The organism is Shewanella sp. (assembly GCF_041630135.1).
GTDB lineage: Bacteria > Pseudomonadota > Gammaproteobacteria > Enterobacterales > Shewanellaceae > Shewanella.
In genome coordinates this window covers 35,206-50,091 of sequence record NZ_JBFKLW010000020.1, presented here as the reverse complement: position 1 = coordinate 50,091, position 14,886 = coordinate 35,206, and the positions used below count along the sequence as shown (strand labels likewise).

General features: G+C 52.8%; 12 protein-coding genes. 5 read left to right on the top strand and 7 right to left on the bottom strand.

Annotation, left to right across the window (positions count from 1 at the left end; translation table 11 throughout):
* Positions 1 to 34: 34 nt before the first annotated feature.
* The gene (locus ABYK60_RS07645) at positions 35 to 607 is read left to right on the top strand and encodes a DUF502 domain-containing protein (RefSeq protein WP_372871379.1); all 573 of its coding nucleotides are present in this window, start codon (positions 35 to 37) and stop codon (positions 605 to 607) included.
* Between the two features lie 2 nt (positions 608 to 609).
* On the opposite strand, the gene ABYK60_RS07640 is transcribed toward ABYK60_RS07645, so the two are convergent.
* The 7 genes from ABYK60_RS07640 to ABYK60_RS07610 form a co-directional block, all read right to left on the bottom strand.
* A complete protein-coding gene (locus ABYK60_RS07640) occupies positions 610 to 1,041 on the bottom strand; it encodes a GFA family protein (RefSeq protein WP_372871378.1) in 432 nt (143 codons plus the stop codon).
* Positions 1,042 to 1,100: 59 nt separating this feature from the next.
* Positions 1,101 to 1,280, bottom strand: coding sequence for a hypothetical protein (locus tag ABYK60_RS07635; RefSeq protein ID WP_372871376.1), 180 nt, complete (start codon positions 1,278 to 1,280; stop codon positions 1,101 to 1,103).
* A gap of 43 nt (positions 1,281 to 1,323) precedes the next feature.
* Positions 1,324 to 2,202, bottom strand: a complete 879-nt coding sequence (locus ABYK60_RS07630) for an MBL fold metallo-hydrolase (protein WP_372871375.1) — start codon at positions 2,200 to 2,202, stop codon at positions 1,324 to 1,326.
* A gap of 106 nt (positions 2,203 to 2,308) precedes the next feature.
* Positions 2,309 to 5,359 carry an efflux RND transporter permease subunit gene (locus ABYK60_RS07625; RefSeq protein WP_372871373.1) on the bottom strand — a complete coding sequence of 1,017 codons (3,051 nt, stop codon included), beginning with the start codon at positions 5,357 to 5,359 and terminating at the stop codon, positions 2,309 to 2,311.
* Positions 5,359 to 8,601 carry an efflux RND transporter permease subunit gene (locus ABYK60_RS07620; RefSeq protein WP_372871372.1) on the bottom strand — a complete coding sequence of 1,081 codons (3,243 nt, stop codon included), beginning with the start codon at positions 8,599 to 8,601 and terminating at the stop codon, positions 5,359 to 5,361. Before ABYK60_RS07620 ends, ABYK60_RS07625 begins: the two co-directional genes overlap by 1 nt.
* 11 nt (positions 8,602 to 8,612) lie before the next feature.
* Positions 8,613 to 9,677 carry an efflux RND transporter periplasmic adaptor subunit gene (locus ABYK60_RS07615; protein ID WP_372871370.1) on the bottom strand — a complete coding sequence of 355 codons (1,065 nt, stop codon included), beginning with the start codon at positions 9,675 to 9,677 and terminating at the stop codon, positions 8,613 to 8,615.
* A gap of 277 nt (positions 9,678 to 9,954) precedes the next feature.
* On the bottom strand, positions 9,955 to 11,241 hold the full coding sequence (locus ABYK60_RS07610; RefSeq protein ID WP_372871369.1) for a citrate synthase: 1,287 nt from the start codon (positions 11,239 to 11,241) through the stop codon (positions 9,955 to 9,957).
* Positions 11,242 to 11,652: 411 nt separating this feature from the next.
* Here ABYK60_RS07610 and sdhC point away from each other — a divergent pair, with 411 nt between their 5' ends.
* From sdhC to ABYK60_RS07590, 4 genes are read left to right on the top strand one after another with little or no spacing between them, the layout of a single operon-like run.
* Positions 11,653 to 12,048 (top strand): succinate dehydrogenase, cytochrome b556 subunit, encoded by a 396-nt coding sequence (sdhC, locus tag ABYK60_RS07605; protein ID WP_372871368.1) that lies wholly within the window; start codon positions 11,653 to 11,655, stop codon positions 12,046 to 12,048.
* Positions 12,042 to 12,389, top strand: coding sequence for a succinate dehydrogenase, hydrophobic membrane anchor protein (gene sdhD, locus ABYK60_RS07600; protein WP_126166579.1), 348 nt, complete (start codon positions 12,042 to 12,044; stop codon positions 12,387 to 12,389). Before sdhC ends, sdhD begins: the two co-directional genes overlap by 7 nt.
* Entirely contained in the window at positions 12,390 to 14,156 is a 1,767-nt protein-coding gene (gene sdhA, locus ABYK60_RS07595) for a succinate dehydrogenase flavoprotein subunit (RefSeq protein WP_372871367.1), read from the top strand.
* Positions 14,157 to 14,168: 12 nt separating this feature from the next.
* Positions 14,169 to 14,876, top strand: a complete 708-nt coding sequence (locus ABYK60_RS07590) for a succinate dehydrogenase iron-sulfur subunit (protein WP_372871366.1) — start codon at positions 14,169 to 14,171, stop codon at positions 14,874 to 14,876.
* Positions 14,877 to 14,886 lie beyond the last annotated feature (10 nt).

Here is a 14,886-nt window from a genome sequence, read left to right as displayed (position 1 = left end):
CCGGGCAGGTTTTAGTATGCTTTTTGAGGTTTAAATGAAAACCACTCTGACCCGGGGTTTGATGAATGTGTTGCCGATGGCCCTGAGTTTATGGCTATTCTGGTCACTGTTCGTGTCGCTTGATGAATTGGGCAGATTACTGCTGGAATTGGTGGGAGTGCCGCAGCTGTTTATCGGCGAAGGCTTTGTGCTGGTAATCGCACTGGTATTTGCTGCAGGGCTGCTGTTTTCCGTCAGTCCTATCGTATGGCTTTGGGGCAAGGTTGAGCGTGCGCTGATGCGCTTTCCGCTGTTTAAATCGGTGTACGGCAGTATCCGTGATATAGCGTCCTTGATGAACCGCGATGGCAAACCCAAAAATCAGCAGGTGGTATTGGTCAGACAGGCCAATGGCGGCTTTGTGGTAGGTTTTATCATGACTGACAAGGCGCCTGAACCCTTAAAAAACGCATTGGGTGATGGTGACTGGGTGCCGGTGCTGTTTCAGCTTTCCTATCAAATGGCCGGTGTTACGACCCTGGTTCGCCGTGAAGAACTCATACCCGTGGACTGGAGCTTTGAAGAGGCGATGCGCTTCAACCTTACTGCAGGAATTTCCAAGTCTTAATCTTATTTGGTATTCCCCCTTGCTGTGGCATAACGGGGATTGTCATCCTCTATGACCAGCCAGGATGGCATGTCTTGGGTGTAAATATGGTATTTGGGCGCTATGGTGCCTGGGTCGTCCAGCGAGCCTATGCTCAGTGTGAAGTAGTCTTGATAGGCAGTGCTTCGATAACTCAGGGTGCTGCCACACTCAGGACAAAAGCCGCGACGGATGGTTTCTGATGAGGCATATTCCTTTGGTGTGGCGCCGAGCCAGCTTAATTGCGCTACTTTTACATCCACCCAGGCACTCACAGGTGCGCCGGTGATTTTATGGCAATCACGGCAATGGCAGTAGTCGGCATCGAATGGCATGCCACTGATTTCGTAGCGAATATGGCCGCAGTGACAGCCGCCGGTGAGTTTGGCTGTCGATACATCCTCGGCGGTTGCCATGCTTATCTTTCCTTTCATTTTATAGAGTCAGCCTGTTCGGCCTTATAGACTGGGTATGGCTAATCACGCTCAATCAGTAGGGTGTAGGAGCGAACCATCCCCAAAAAATTGGTGTTGGATGTCATGCTTATCACCCGCCAGCCTTCCTGATTCAGGCTGGCAATTTTCGCATTCAGCGCCTCATGGTCTGCTTCATTACCCCAGAAGCTCTGGCGCTTAAATACCGTGGTCAGCTGCATTGGATATCCTTATTTCTGTCATTTCGGCGTGGAAATATCGAGTTTAAAGGCCCTTATAGAGGGTTTCAATCCACTTTTCTTCGCTGATAAATTGCCAGCCCCAGCTCTTATAATCGGCAATGCCATCGGCGGTCATTTGCTCCAGTGTTTTGCCCTGCGCCTTGGCGGCCTTGGCCCAGTTGATACTGGTATCCAGCATATGCTTAAAGCGCAGCAAATCGGTTTTGGAAGCCAGTTCACCATGGCCGGGAATGACCTGGGTTTTGTCATCTATCATGGCGAGCACGGCTGCAACATTGTCACGGTAGCCAATCACAGAGCCGCCGGCCTCGAGGTCGATATAAGGGAAGCGGTCTTTAAAGAACAGGTCCCCCATATGGACGACATTGGCCTGCTGCCAAAACACGACGCTGTCGCCATCGGTGTGCCCCGGGCCCATATGCACAACTTTTATCGTATCGCCGTTGAAGCGGATATTGATGCCCTGTTCATAGGTGATCACCGGCAGCGCGGCGCTGGCGGTCTTTTCATCATTTTGCAGTCGTTTGAGTACATTATCGTGGGCCATGATGGTGCCATGCACACCAAAATGGCCGTTGCTGCCGGTGTGATCGCCATGGTAGTGGGTATTGATGATGTACCTTGGCATGGCGGAGGATTTAGCGCCCGGGGTGCTCGCCAGTGCGGCGGTGATTTTTTCTGCCAGTGGCGCAAACTGGTCGTCGATGATAAGGATGCCATCCTCGCCGCTGCTGACGCCGATATTGCCGCCGGCACCTTCAAACAACCAGGCGCTGGCATTGAGATGGGTACTCTTGATGTTTACCTTGGCAAACCTGTCATCTTCGGCAGCCAGGGACAGAAACGACAGCGCCAACAACGATGGCAGCCAGATGGAGAGCAGGCGAGGGGACTTGTTCATCTTGTTATCCTTTTCTTTAGGGGAATGCCCTGTAGTTTTTGTTTTACCTCATAAGCCAAAGACCGCGTTGTAGCGGTCTTTGTTTTCAACTCAGTTCTATCTTTGGTTATTTTGCCAGCCAGGGCAAGAAGCGATTTGCGCGCTTGTCGGCCATCCACAACCCCTGTGCCGATCTGTGTCTTAACCGGTACAGCGCCTGATAACACAGGGGCACCAGATACAGACTGGTCAGGGTGGAAAAGCTCAGGCCGCCAATAATGGCAATGGCCATGGGATAGTATGGTGGGCCACCGCCGCCAATTTGGGTATCACCCATGGCAAGTGGAACCAGCCCCAATACTGTGGTACCAACAGTCATCAATACCGGCCGCAGACGGGTAACACAAACAGCGTGAATGGTGGCCGACAGTTCATCCAGCTCCGGCGTCATCTGGTTGATTTGGTCAACCAGCACAATGCCGTTGTTCACCACAATCCCCATCAAAATCAATATGCCAATCATGGCCATAATGCCGTTGGGGGTGCCGGTGAGCCACAGTGCCCAGAACACGCCTGTGATGGAGAACAGAATGGAGGTAATGATGGCAGATGGCAGCAGCAGCGACTCGAACAGCGCCGCCATGACGATATAAATCATGGCCACAGCCAAAAGCATGTTCACCACCATCAGTTGTTGATCTTCTTCCTGACGCTCAAAGCCGCCACGCAAGGAATAAGCATATCCATGGGGGAAGTTCATATGGCTCATCGCCTGATTTATCTTCTTCTGGGCCTCTTCGGTGGTGATACCTTCGAGGTTGGCACCAATAGACAATGCAGTTTTGCGATTGAAATGGCGGATGGTATCGAAGCGGGGCACGATTTCCACTTCGGCCAGGCTCGACAGGCTGTACACCTGTTCGCCAATACGCAGTACCGGTAATTGTTTCAAACGCTCAAGGGATTGCTGCCATGACTTATCAAACGCAAGCTCGATACGGATTTCACCGCTGGGGTCGTGGCGGAAGCTCCTGAGCATCTGGCCACGCAGGGCGGTGGCGATACTGCGGGCAATGTCGCCAGCCTGAGTGTCAAGGCGCGCAGCCATTTCGCGGTTTACCTTCACCAACACTTCCTGCTGGGCTCCGTTTACTTCAGAGTTCACGTCCTCAAGCCCTTCGATAGCCGACAGCACAGGGATCACCTCGTCGCTGAGGCGAATGAGCTCTGTGGTAGAGCGGCCGGTGAGGGTCACGCGAATACCTTGCCGGTCATCACTCCAGCCAAATTGTGGCTTGGCGATGGAGAATTTGGGAAAGCCTTCACGCATGGTTTTTTTCAGTGCTTCAAGGTCGAACTTCACATCTTTTTTGAACAGCACTGTGGAGCTGGCCCGCTCGGGATTAAAGTAGCTGTACACCGAATCAATAAAGAACTCCTCTTTATGGGCATAGAGGTAGGCTTCCATTTCGGATACCACAGCCTCTGTCACACCCAGGGCATGGCGACCTTCAATCTGATAATTAATGAACAGCCGCTGGTTGTTGGAGCCGTCCTCCTGATCCTGTTTTACATTGGCTAACGGCAATGCGGTGGACGCCAGCATCAGCACTGCTGCCAGGGTGCTCCATTTTGGGTGGCTTAATACCCAGTCAAGGCTTTTCTCGTAATACTGCTGCACCCAGGACTTATTGGCTTTGTCTTCGTGGTGAATATGTACATGGGTCAGCATCAAGGGGATCAGGGTTTTGGCTACCAGCAGCGAAGCACCCAGCGAGATACAAATGGCGATGGCCACATGCTCAAGGAAGATGGTGAGCTGTACCTTGGCACCAAAGATATTGGGGAAGAAAACTATGGCTGTGGTCAGGGTACCGGCCAGTACCGCCAACGCCACCTTGTCGACCCCGGCAAGTACGGCTTTATCTTTGGTTTCATGCAGCTCTTTTTGTTTCTCCTGCAGTACGCTTTCGGTGACCACCACGGCATTGTCAATCAGCATACCCACCGCAAGCAGCAGCCCCATCATCGACAGAATATTGAGGCTGTAACCGAGGAAGTACATGGCTGCCAGGGTCATGCAAATAGAAATGGGCACAGACGACACCACAATGAGAGTCATGCCTATATTGCGCAGGAACAGATACAGAACCGCAAACGAAAGCAGGGCACCGATAAGGCCTGCCATGGTCAGATCCCACAGGGATGACTTCACCCCTTCTGCCTGGTCTTCCATGATGAAGAGTTTGATGCCACTGAACTGTTTGTCAGCTTTCACCTCTTCGATGACGCGCATTACCCGGCTGGATACCTCTACCAGATTGGCACCGGATTCTTTAAACACATCCAGACCCACAGCGTAGCGTTTATCCAGATGACGTCCTTCGATACGTTCGGGCAGCTCGAAGCGTACAGTGGCGATATCGCCAAGGCGCAGACCACGCTTGAGCACTATGGCCTCGATTTCTTCCAGCGAGCGGAATTCGCCCTTGGGGGATACCTGATAAACAGCACCTTCCTGACGCAGCACGCCACCGCTGAGTACAAAGTTCTCCGACTGCAGACGACGGTTAAGCTCTGCTGCAGAAATGCCAGCGGCTGATAACCTGTCGGCATCGACACGGATACTGATTTGCTTTTGTTCAACGCCGTAAAGAGTGACCTTAGATACGCCATCAACCCGCTCCAGTGGCTGGCGCAGCTGCTTTTCGAGCAGGTCGTAGGCGCCGGACAGTTCGCGTTCACTGGAAATACGCAGGTTAAAAATGGGCATGTCCGAAGTGGAGAACTGCTGAATGAACACCCTTTCAACGTCTTTGGGCAGCAGATGACGTACCGCATCTACCTTTTCCCGTGCTTCGAGGCTTTTAGTGGCGACGTTCTCTCCCCATTTCATGTTCAGGTTGATAAAGGCGCCATCCTGACTTGATTCGGAAGTCATTCGCTCAATTCCACTCATGGTGGCGAGAGACTCCTCCAGCACCTGAGTGATGTCACGCTCCACTTCAGCAGGGGTAGAGCCTTTGTAAGGCACCTGCACCATGATTTGCGGAATATCGATGCCAGGGAACAGCTCCAGCGGCAAAAGGCGACTGGAGGCCATACCGAACAGCAATATGGCCACAAACGCCATGACTGTGGTGACGGGGCGGCGAACCGCCAGTTTAGTGATTGTCATCAGGCCTGCTCTCCTTCCAATGGCGCTTTGGGCACGAAGGCTTTTCTGTCAAACAGCGCATAAAGCACAGGAATAAGCACCAGTGTCAGCAGGGTCGACAGCGCCAGTCCGAAAATTACCGTGATGGCCATGGGAGCACGTACTTCACTGCCATCTCCAAGCCCCATTGCCATGGGCAGCAGGCCCAGCACTGTAGTGAGCGTGGTCATCATGATAGGCCGCAGACGTGATTGGGCTGCATCGGTTATGGCCTCAAGCTTATCCATGCCTTCACCACGCAGCTGATTAATCCGGTCAATCAATACGATAGCGTTGTTCACCACAATCCCTGCCAGCATGATAAGGCCGATAAACACCACCACAGACACATGGGTCCCGGTGAGATACAGCCCAAACACGCTGCCACTCACTGCCATGGGTACGGCAAACAGGATAAGCAGCGGGTGCAGGAAGGATTCAAACTGACTCGCCATGACCAGATACACCAGAAACACCGCCAGAATGAGGGCAATTTTCAGCGACTGGAACGAGTGCTCCATTTCTTCATTCTGACCGCCGAATTCGGCCTGTACTGAGGCTGGCAGCTGCTGGTTTGCCAGAATGCTGCGGGCTTCGGTTACCGCTTCAGCCAAATCACCATAGGCGAGGTTGGCAGAGACAATTGCAACGCGCTGCTGGCTGATGCGATTGATGGCTGAAGGGCCAAGCTCCAGGGTCACTTCCGCCACCGCTGACAGCGGAATTGGGGTGGCCGCATCCGGGTTGATGATCATGCTGGCGATATCGCTTACCTGATCGCGCTCTTCTTCCTCGGCTCGGACCAGTATGTCGATTTTGCGGTCGCGCAGGCTGTACTTGCTCGCGACAGTGCCGCCGACACGCTGGGCGATACGGTTGGCTACTGTGGGCGCATCCAGACCCAAGGCTGCCAGTCGGTTGGTATCGAAGTGGATGGCAAGCTCAGGCTGACCATCTCTGAGGCTGGTGTTGATATCAGTGAAGCGGTCAGATTCGTCCAGGGCACGCACCAGGGTATCGGCACTTTGCTTGAGCAGGCCAAGCTCGTAACCGCGAAGCTCAATTTCAAGGGGCGTGCGGAAGCTGAACAGTTCAGGGAACTTCACCTTGGCTTCCAGTTCAGGCACTCGCTGAATTTGGCGGCGCAGTGTATCACTTACCGCTTCAAAGGCGCCGTGATCTTGCAATACCACCTGCAGGCGGCCCCAGTTTTCACCGCCGCGGCTGACATCAGATGTCATCAGACCGCCACTGCCTGCCTGGCTGTAGGCGTGCTTCACTTCCGGCATGTCCTTGATGGAGAGAGCCAGGTACTGCAGTACTCTGTCGGTTTCACTCACTTCGGTGCCGGGAGGCAGCAGCACTTCTACATAAAACTCACCCTGATCCATATTGGGAATAAGTTCCATACCAAGGCGTGGCAACAGCAAACCGGCACTGGCGGTAACGCCAAGGGCCACAATCAGGGTCAGCACGCGTGCCTTGAGGGCACCAGCCAGCAGAGGGTGATAAATGGCCTCCACGGCACGATAACCCAGATTAAACAGCGTTGAGAGTGGCCGCATCAGCAAGCCAGCGAGCCAGGACAGCAAACGGGTCAGCATCAGTACCAGAGTCAGCAACATTGCTGGTAGCCATTTAAACAGCAGCACAAAGGGAAAGCTGAACACGGTTGCACTGTAATGCTTAAGCTTACCCAGTTTGCCTTGTGGCTTGGCTTTTGGGGCATTGTCCAGCAGCGGCGGCAGGGCCTTAAAGCCTTCGCGGGATGCCAGCATGGGTATGGAGGTGAGCGCAACCAGCAAGGAGGCGAGCAGGGCAAAAGTGACCGTCAGCGCCTGATCGGAGAAGAGTGCCCCGGCAATGCCGTCGACGAACACCAAGGGGACAAACACTGCCAGGGTGGTGAGGGTGGAGGCAAAAATGGCGCCGCTGACTTCCTTCGTGCCTTTGATAGCGGCATCCATGCGGCCAAGGCCCAGCTTGCGATAGCGGTCGATGTTTTCAAGTACCACGATGGCGTTATCCACCAACAGGCCCACCGCCAGTGCAATACCGCCCAGCGACATGATGTTCAGGCTGATATCGGCGAAATACATCATGTTAAAGGTGGCTATCACCGAAAACGGGATGGAGATAGAGATAATCAGGGTTGGGATGATGTCACGCAGAAACAGGTAAATGACCAGCATCGCCAGCACTGAGCCTATGAGCGCCGAAGTGGTGACTTCACTGACTGCGCTTTCGATAAACTCGGACTGGTCATAGATAATTTCCATCTTGGCCAGAGGCTCTTTGCCGTTGATGCGCTCGATGTCCTGCTTGAGCTTTTTTGCCACTGTTACAGTGTTGGAATCGCCTTCCTTGTAAATGGCAAGTTCGATGGACTCGCGATCACCGATGCGGGTGATGTCGCTGCGCTCTTTATGGCCATCGATAATGGTGGCCACTTCGAACAGGCGTACCAGGCTCTGGCCATTTTTGTACACCACCACCTGACCCAACTCCTCCAGGGAGTTGAACTGGTTAAGGGTGCGAACCAGGTACTCTTTATCACCCTGAACTACTTTACCGGCAGACACGTTTAAGTTTTCTGCGGCGATACGACTGCGAATTTGTTCGGCGTTCAAATCGAGTTGGGCGAGGCGTTCCTGATTAAGCAGAATTTGTACTTCCTGCTCCAGACCGCCGGACAGTCTCACGGCAGCGACGCCGGGCAGACCTTCGAGCTGACGCTTAAGTTCCTCATCGGCGTAGGTACGCAGCTGCTTTAAGTCATCGCCAGTGGCGTTATCCACCGACAGTGCCACACGCATAATCGGGTCAAGGTTTGGATTAAAACGCAGCAGCAGCGGCTTTTGGATATCCAGAGGCAGTGCAATGATGTCGAGCTTTTCGCGTACCTCCAGGCTTGCCATATCCATGTCTGTTCCCCATTCAAATTCAAGGATGACATCGGACATGCCAGAGCGGGACACAGAGCTGATTTTACGCAGCCCTTTTACCACACCCACAGATTCTTCGATGGGTTTGGATACCAGTTGCTCTACTTCAACCGGCGCGGCGCCGTCGTAGAGAGTGCGGATAGTAACGGTGGGGTAGCTTAAATCTGGCAGCAGCATGACTGCCAGACGTGAAAAGCCAACCATTCCAAAGAGGATCACCGCCAGCATAAACATCCACACGGTGACCGGCCGTTTTACGGAAGTCGTGATCACAGACATGGAAGGGCTCCTTATTGCTTGGCCGAAGCCACATCCAGCGGGGAAATAATTTCGACCTGCGATTGGTCTTTGAGGTTTTGCTGACCCCTGATAACCAGCTGCTCGCCGGCGTTAAGGCCCGCTGTCACTTCCACCATGCTGCCTTCGCGGTAGCCCAGCTGTACTTCACGGCGCTCGGCCGTGGAGTCGTTAATCACATAGAGGGTTTGTTTATTGTCCTGATTGATAATGGCGTTGTAAGGCACGGCAATTACGTCTTCGTGGGTGTCGTACTTAAGCTCCACCCGGGTAAACATGCCCGCTTTGAGGCTGCCTTCTTGATTAGGGACAGTGAGCGTGACTTTAAAGGTACCGCTTTGGGCATCAACTACCGGGCTTATCCTCAGTACCTTGGCGTTGATGGCCTGGTTTTTTTGGCCACTGGCGTAGACGTCGGCATGTTGGCCAAGACGCAAACTGGTGAGCTGCTGCTCCGGCAGATGCACTATGCCATGCAGTTCATCCTGATTGACGACATAGAACAGCTCATCAAAATCTTTGGCCATATTGCCAGCCTTGACGTTGCGCTTGGCGACTATACCATCCACGGGTGACACTATGCGGCTTTCCTTTACCTGTAACTGGGCCAGATCGCGACGGGCAATGGCGGCCTGCAGGTTATATTCCAGTTTGGCGATAGAGTCGGCACTGACGAACTCTTTGTTCTTCATCTTTTTCACCCGCTGCAGCTCCTGCTCGATGATGAGCACCTCGGCTTCGGAGCGGTCAAGATCGTATTGCTGACGCTTGGCATCAATTACGGCAAGCAACTGGCCTTTTTTAACCCGATCGCCTTCTTCCACATGAATGGACTCAATCAGACCGGCAATGCGGGTGACTACATGGGCTTCAACCGGTGCTTCAAGGGTGGCAGTCGTAGAGTAAAATGAGGAAACGTTTCCTTGCATTACCAACTGGGTTTCGACAGGTATTGCATACTTTTCTTCTTCCTTTTTGACTTCTTCCTGGCCGCATGCGGTGAGCATACCAATAACGAGTAGCGGGAGGGCGAGTTTGAATGTTTTACGAGCTTCCATGGTTCTACCTGTAGTGTTAACTGTGATAGACGTCAATAGCACACTTTGTGCCAATTCATATAAACACTTTGAAAACAGCGTCTTGACGTGAAGTTGGCGGTGTTGGTAATCGATGGGCGTCGATACGAAAGTGGCGAAAATGTTTATCGAGTGGTGAGAAATACTAAAGCTTGTTAACAACTGCAATTCAAGTCTGCAATTGCAACAAAAAATGAAATCGGTTGAGATTGGAAATAGAAAAGGCGCCATCAGGCGCCTTTTGAGGAAGTGTGCAGTATCAACGTTTGTTTATGTTGACGAACTCGCGGCTTTTTTCACCAGTGTACAACTGACGTGGACGGCTGATCTTGTGACCAGGCTGATCCAGCATTTCTTTCCAGTGAGAGATCCAGCCAACAGTACGGGCCAGGGCAAAAATCACGGTGAACATGCTGGTTGGGATACCTATTGCCTTCATGATGATACCCGAGTAGAAGTCTACGTTCGGGTAGAGCTTCTTGGAGATAAAGTATTCATCATTCAGTGCAATACGCTCAAGCTCCATGGCAACATCCAACAGAGGATCTTTCACCTTCAGCTCACCCAGTACTTCGTGGCAGGTCTCACGCATAACCTTGGCACGTGGGTCAAAGTTTTTGTAAACACGGTGTCCGAAGCCCATCAGACGGAATGGATCATTCTTGTCCTTGGCGCGTTCGATGAACTCAGGAATGCGATCAACAGTGCCGATTTCTTCCAACATATGCAGACAGGCTTCGTTGGCGCCGCCGTGGGCTGGACCCCACAAAGACGCAATACCGGCAGCAATACAGGCGAATGGGTTGGCTCCGGACGAGCCGGCCAGACGCACGGTAGAGGTTGAAGCGTTCTGCTCGTGGTCAGCGTGCAGGATGAAAATCCTGTCCATAGCGCGCTCGATGATGGGGTTTACCTTGTACTCTTCGCAAGGTACGGCAAACATCATCGACAGGAAGTTACCGGCGTAGCTCAAATCGTTACGTGGGTATACGAACGGCTGGCCGATGGAATACTTGTAGCACATGGCCGCCAGCGTCGGCATCTTGGACACCAGGCGATAAGCTGCTATTTCGCGGTGGGTCGCATCGTTTACATCCAGGGAGTCCTGGTAAAACGCGGACAAAGCGCCAGTCACACCACACAGCATAGCCATAGGGTGTGCATCGCGGCGGAAGCCGCGGAAGAAAAATGCCAGCTGCTCATGCACCATGGTGTGTGCTTTCACAGTGCTCATGAATTCTTCGAACTGCGCCTTGGTTGGCAGCTCGCCGTACAACAGGGCGTAGCACAGTTCCAGATAACTGGATTCTACTGCCAGCTGGTCGATAGGGTAGCCGCGGTGCAGCAAAATGCCCTTGTCGCCGTCAATATAGGTGATTGCTGATTCACAGGACGCTGTGGCCAGAAACCCCGGGTCAAAGGTGAAATAACCTTTACTGCCCAGTTTGCTGATGTCGATAACATCAAAGCCTTCAGTTCCCTGCTTAACAGGCAGTTCAATCGAATCGTTCCCTGGTAATTCCAATTTGGCTTTCAAATCAGCCATACCCCGTTCTCCTTACTTCATTCTTGTGGTGAGTGCGGCATGTCAAACGGCCACTACTTTACAGGCAATATAGATCACATTTCAATTTAAATAAGCGTTTAAATTCCTTAGACCATGGTATAGGTCTGACCAATTTCCCTGACAAGACTAGTACTTACTCAAGAAAAAGGCCAAAAAAACTAAATTTGCATAATGTGACGTTTGTATTTGACTTTTGCGGCTAGTATACTTGCTCCGGCTCGAAAGGGCTGATTACAGAAGGCTTTAGGCACCTTTTCTCTACATGAAAAAATGGCTGCTGACAAAGCGCTCTGTCTACTACACTTTTTTCTTTTGTGACGACTGTCGCCGTGACCCAAATCATGGTTCAAAGTTTGACCAGAAGCGGTTCGCATAACAATAAAATGCTCAATGGAGCTGAGTGAGCAGAACGTGAAAAAGCAAAGACCTGTCCATTTAGATCTGCAAACCATCCACTTTCCTGCTACAGCGAAAGTGTCCATTCTTCATCGCGTCTCCGGTGTGATCATGCTGTTCGCTATGGGTATCCTGATTTGGTTACTCAATGCGTCACTGGCCTCTGCCGAGAGTTTCCAAGGCGTTCAAGCTCTGTTTGACAACTTCCTGGTGAAGTTCGTTATCTGGGGCATTCTGACTGCACTGGGTTATCACTTGCTGGGCGGTATTCGTCACCTGGTAATGGATACCGGCCGTTGGGAAGAGTTGGGCTCAGGTAATGCGTCAGCCAAAGCTGTGCTTGTGCTGGCAGTTGCCCTTTCAATCATTGCGGGGATCTGGGTATGGTAACTAATGCAGCAAGTTTCGGGCGCAGTGGTGTCCATGACTTTATCCTTCTTCGTGCCAGTGCCGTCATTCTGGCGTGCTACACCATCTTCTTGGTGAGCTTTATTGCACTGAGTGCTCCTCTGACTTATGAAATCTGGCATGGGCTGTTTGCAACCCTGCCGATGAAAGTCTTCACGTTGCTGGCGCTGATTGCCCTGCTGATCCATGCCTGGATTGGTATCTGGCAAGTGCTGACTGACTATGTCAAGCACACAGCACTGCGTGGCGTATTACAGTTTACTTTTGTCGTGACTGCCTTTGCTTATCTGGCTGCCGGCATTGTGATTGTGTGGGGGGTTTAAGTGAGTATTCCAGTTCGCGAATTTGATGCAGTCGTGATTGGTGCCGGCGGTGCCGGTATGCGCGCTGCGCTGCAGATTTCCAAAGAAGGCAAGAGCTGTGCGCTCCTGTCAAAAGTATTCCCAACCCGTTCGCACACTGTATCTGCCCAGGGCGGTATCACAGTAGCGCTGGGCAATGCCCACGAGGATAACTGGGAATATCACATGTACGACACCGTTAAGGGCTCCGACTTTATCGGTGACCAGGACGCTATCGAATACATGTGCCAAACCGGTCCTGAAGCCATTATTGAACTGGAGCACATGGGTCTGCCATTCTCCCGTTTCGAAAACGGCAAGATTTACCAGCGTCCATTCGGCGGTCAGTCCAAAAACTTCGGTGGTGAGCAGGCTGCTCGTACCGCTGCGGCTGCCGACCGTACCGGTCACGCTCTGCTGCACTGTCTGTATCAGCAGAACGTGAAGAACAAGACTCAGGTTTTCTCTGAGTGGTACGCCCTGGATCTGGTGAAGAACGAAGACGGCGCTGTAGTTGGCTGTACTGCCATCGACATCGAATCCGGTGAAATCGTTTACTTCAAAGCCAAAGCCACTGTACTTGCCACCGGCGGTGCAGGCCGTATCTATGCTTCTACTACCAACGCACACATCAACACCGGTGACGGTGTGGGTATGGCCTACCGTGCCGGCGTGCAGTTGCAGGACATGGAAATGTGGCAGTTCCACCCAACCGGTATTGCCGGTGCCGGCGTACTGGTAACCGAAGGTTGCCGCGGTGAAGGTGGATACCTGCTCAACAAAGACGGTGAGCGCTTTATGGAGCGTTACGCGCCAAACGCCAAGGACCTCGCGTCCCGTGACGTAGTGGCCCGTTCCATGATGACCGAAATCCGTGAAGGCCGTGGCTGTGATGGTCCTATGGGTCCACACATCAAGCTCAAGCTTGATCACCTGGGTAAAGAAACCCTGGAAGCGCGTCTGCCGGGGGTGTGTGAACTGTCACGTACCTTTGCTCACATCGATCCGGCCGATGGCCCAATCCCTGTGATCCCAACCTGTCACTATATGATGGGTGGTCTGCCTACCAAGGTATCCGGTCAGGTTATCCGTAAGAACGATGACGGCAGCGAAACCGATGTAGTCGGTCTGTTCGCTGTGGGCGAAATCGCCTGTGTATCTGTTCACGGTGCCAACCGTCTGGGCGGTAACTCGCTGCTTGACCTGGTAGTATTCGGCCGTGCGGCTGGTCAGCACCTGGGTAAGGCGCTGGACGAAACTGCCGATCCGAAAGATGCTACCGATGCGGATATCGACGCGTCACTGGCTCGTCTGAACCGTTGGGAAAGCAACAAAGACGGCGAAGACCCTGCGCAAATCCGTAAAGACCTGCAGATGTGTATGCAGCTTAACTTCTCTGTGTTCCGTACCGGTGAAGCCATGGCCGAAGGCCTGGAGCAGCTGCAGGCTATCCGCAAGCGTCTGGAAAATGCCAAGCTGTCTGACAATTCCAAAGAGTTCAACACTCAGCGTATCGAGTGTCTGGAGCTGGATAACCTGATGGCTACCGCCATCGCGACTGCTTACGCCGCTAACTTCCGTACTGAGAGCCGCGGTGCTCACAGCCGTGAAGACTTCACCGAGCGTGATGATGACAACTGGCTGTGCCACAGCCTGTTCGACCCCGTGACTGAGGCTATGTCCAAGCGCGACGTGAACATGTCACCCAAGCACCGTGAAGCCTTCCCACCGAAGAAGCGTACCTACTAAGGAGTTGCGAAGATGAAGTTGGAGTTTTCAGTTTATCGTTACAATCCTGACGTAGATACCAAGCCACGTATGCAGGATTACAGCTTCGAAGTGCCTGATGGCTCAGACATGATGGTGCTGGATGCCCTTTTGAAGCTGAAAGAAATCGATCCGACGCTGTCGTTCCGTCGCTCATGCCGTGAGGGTGTGTGTGGTTCGGACGGTGTGAACATGAATGGTAAGAATGGCCTGGCCTGTATCACGCCTGTTTCTACCTTCAAAGGCAAAAAGATTGAAATCCGCCCACTGCCCGGCATGCCCGTGGTACGTGATCTGGTGGTTGATTTGAGCCAGTTCTACAAGCAGTACGAGAAGATTAAGCCATACCTTATCAACGACGAGAAGAAGCCTGCCCGTGAACACCTGCAGAGCCCTGAGGAGCGCGCGCACCTCGATGGTCTGTACGAGTGTATCATGTGTGCCTGCTGCTCGACCGCCTGTCCATCGTTCTGGTGGAACCCCGACAAGTTCGTGGGTCCAAGTGGTCTGCTGCACGCGTATCGCTTCCTTATCGACAGCCGCGATACCGCGACTGAAGAGCGTCTGGCTGAGCTTGACGACGCCTACAGTGTGTTCCGTTGCCACGGCATCATGAACTGCGTAGACGTATGTCCAAAAGGACTGAACCCGACCAAGGCGATTGGACACATCAAGTCCATGCTGCTGAAGCGGGCTGTGTGATGCAACAAAA

What these genes read in the sequence shown, in the direction of transcription:
- ABYK60_RS07645 (WP_372871379.1), top strand. Translation starts at nt 35, where the DNA reads ATGAAAACCACTCTGACCCGGGGTTTGATGAATGTGTTGCCGATGGCC.
- ABYK60_RS07640 (WP_372871378.1), bottom strand. Translation starts at nt 1,041, where the DNA reads ATGGCAACCGCCGAGGATGTATCGACAGCCAAACTCACCGGCGGCTGT.
- ABYK60_RS07635 (WP_372871376.1), bottom strand. Translation starts at nt 1,280, where the DNA reads ATGCAGCTGACCACGGTATTTAAGCGCCAGAGCTTCTGGGGTAATGAA.
- ABYK60_RS07630 (WP_372871375.1), bottom strand. Translation starts at nt 2,202, where the DNA reads ATGAACAAGTCCCCTCGCCTGCTCTCCATCTGGCTGCCATCGTTGTTG.
- ABYK60_RS07625 (WP_372871373.1), bottom strand. Translation starts at nt 5,359, where the DNA reads ATGACAATCACTAAACTGGCGGTTCGCCGCCCCGTCACCACAGTCATG.
- ABYK60_RS07620 (WP_372871372.1), bottom strand. Translation starts at nt 8,601, where the DNA reads ATGTCTGTGATCACGACTTCCGTAAAACGGCCGGTCACCGTGTGGATG.
- ABYK60_RS07615 (WP_372871370.1), bottom strand. Translation starts at nt 9,677, where the DNA reads ATGGAAGCTCGTAAAACATTCAAACTCGCCCTCCCGCTACTCGTTATT.
- ABYK60_RS07610 (WP_372871369.1), bottom strand. Translation starts at nt 11,241, where the DNA reads ATGGCTGATTTGAAAGCCAAATTGGAATTACCAGGGAACGATTCGATT.
- sdhC (WP_372871368.1), top strand. Translation starts at nt 11,653, where the DNA reads ATGGAGCTGAGTGAGCAGAACGTGAAAAAGCAAAGACCTGTCCATTTA.
- sdhD (WP_126166579.1), top strand. Translation starts at nt 12,042, where the DNA reads ATGGTAACTAATGCAGCAAGTTTCGGGCGCAGTGGTGTCCATGACTTT.
- ABYK60_RS07590 (WP_372871366.1), top strand. Translation starts at nt 14,169, where the DNA reads ATGAAGTTGGAGTTTTCAGTTTATCGTTACAATCCTGACGTAGATACC.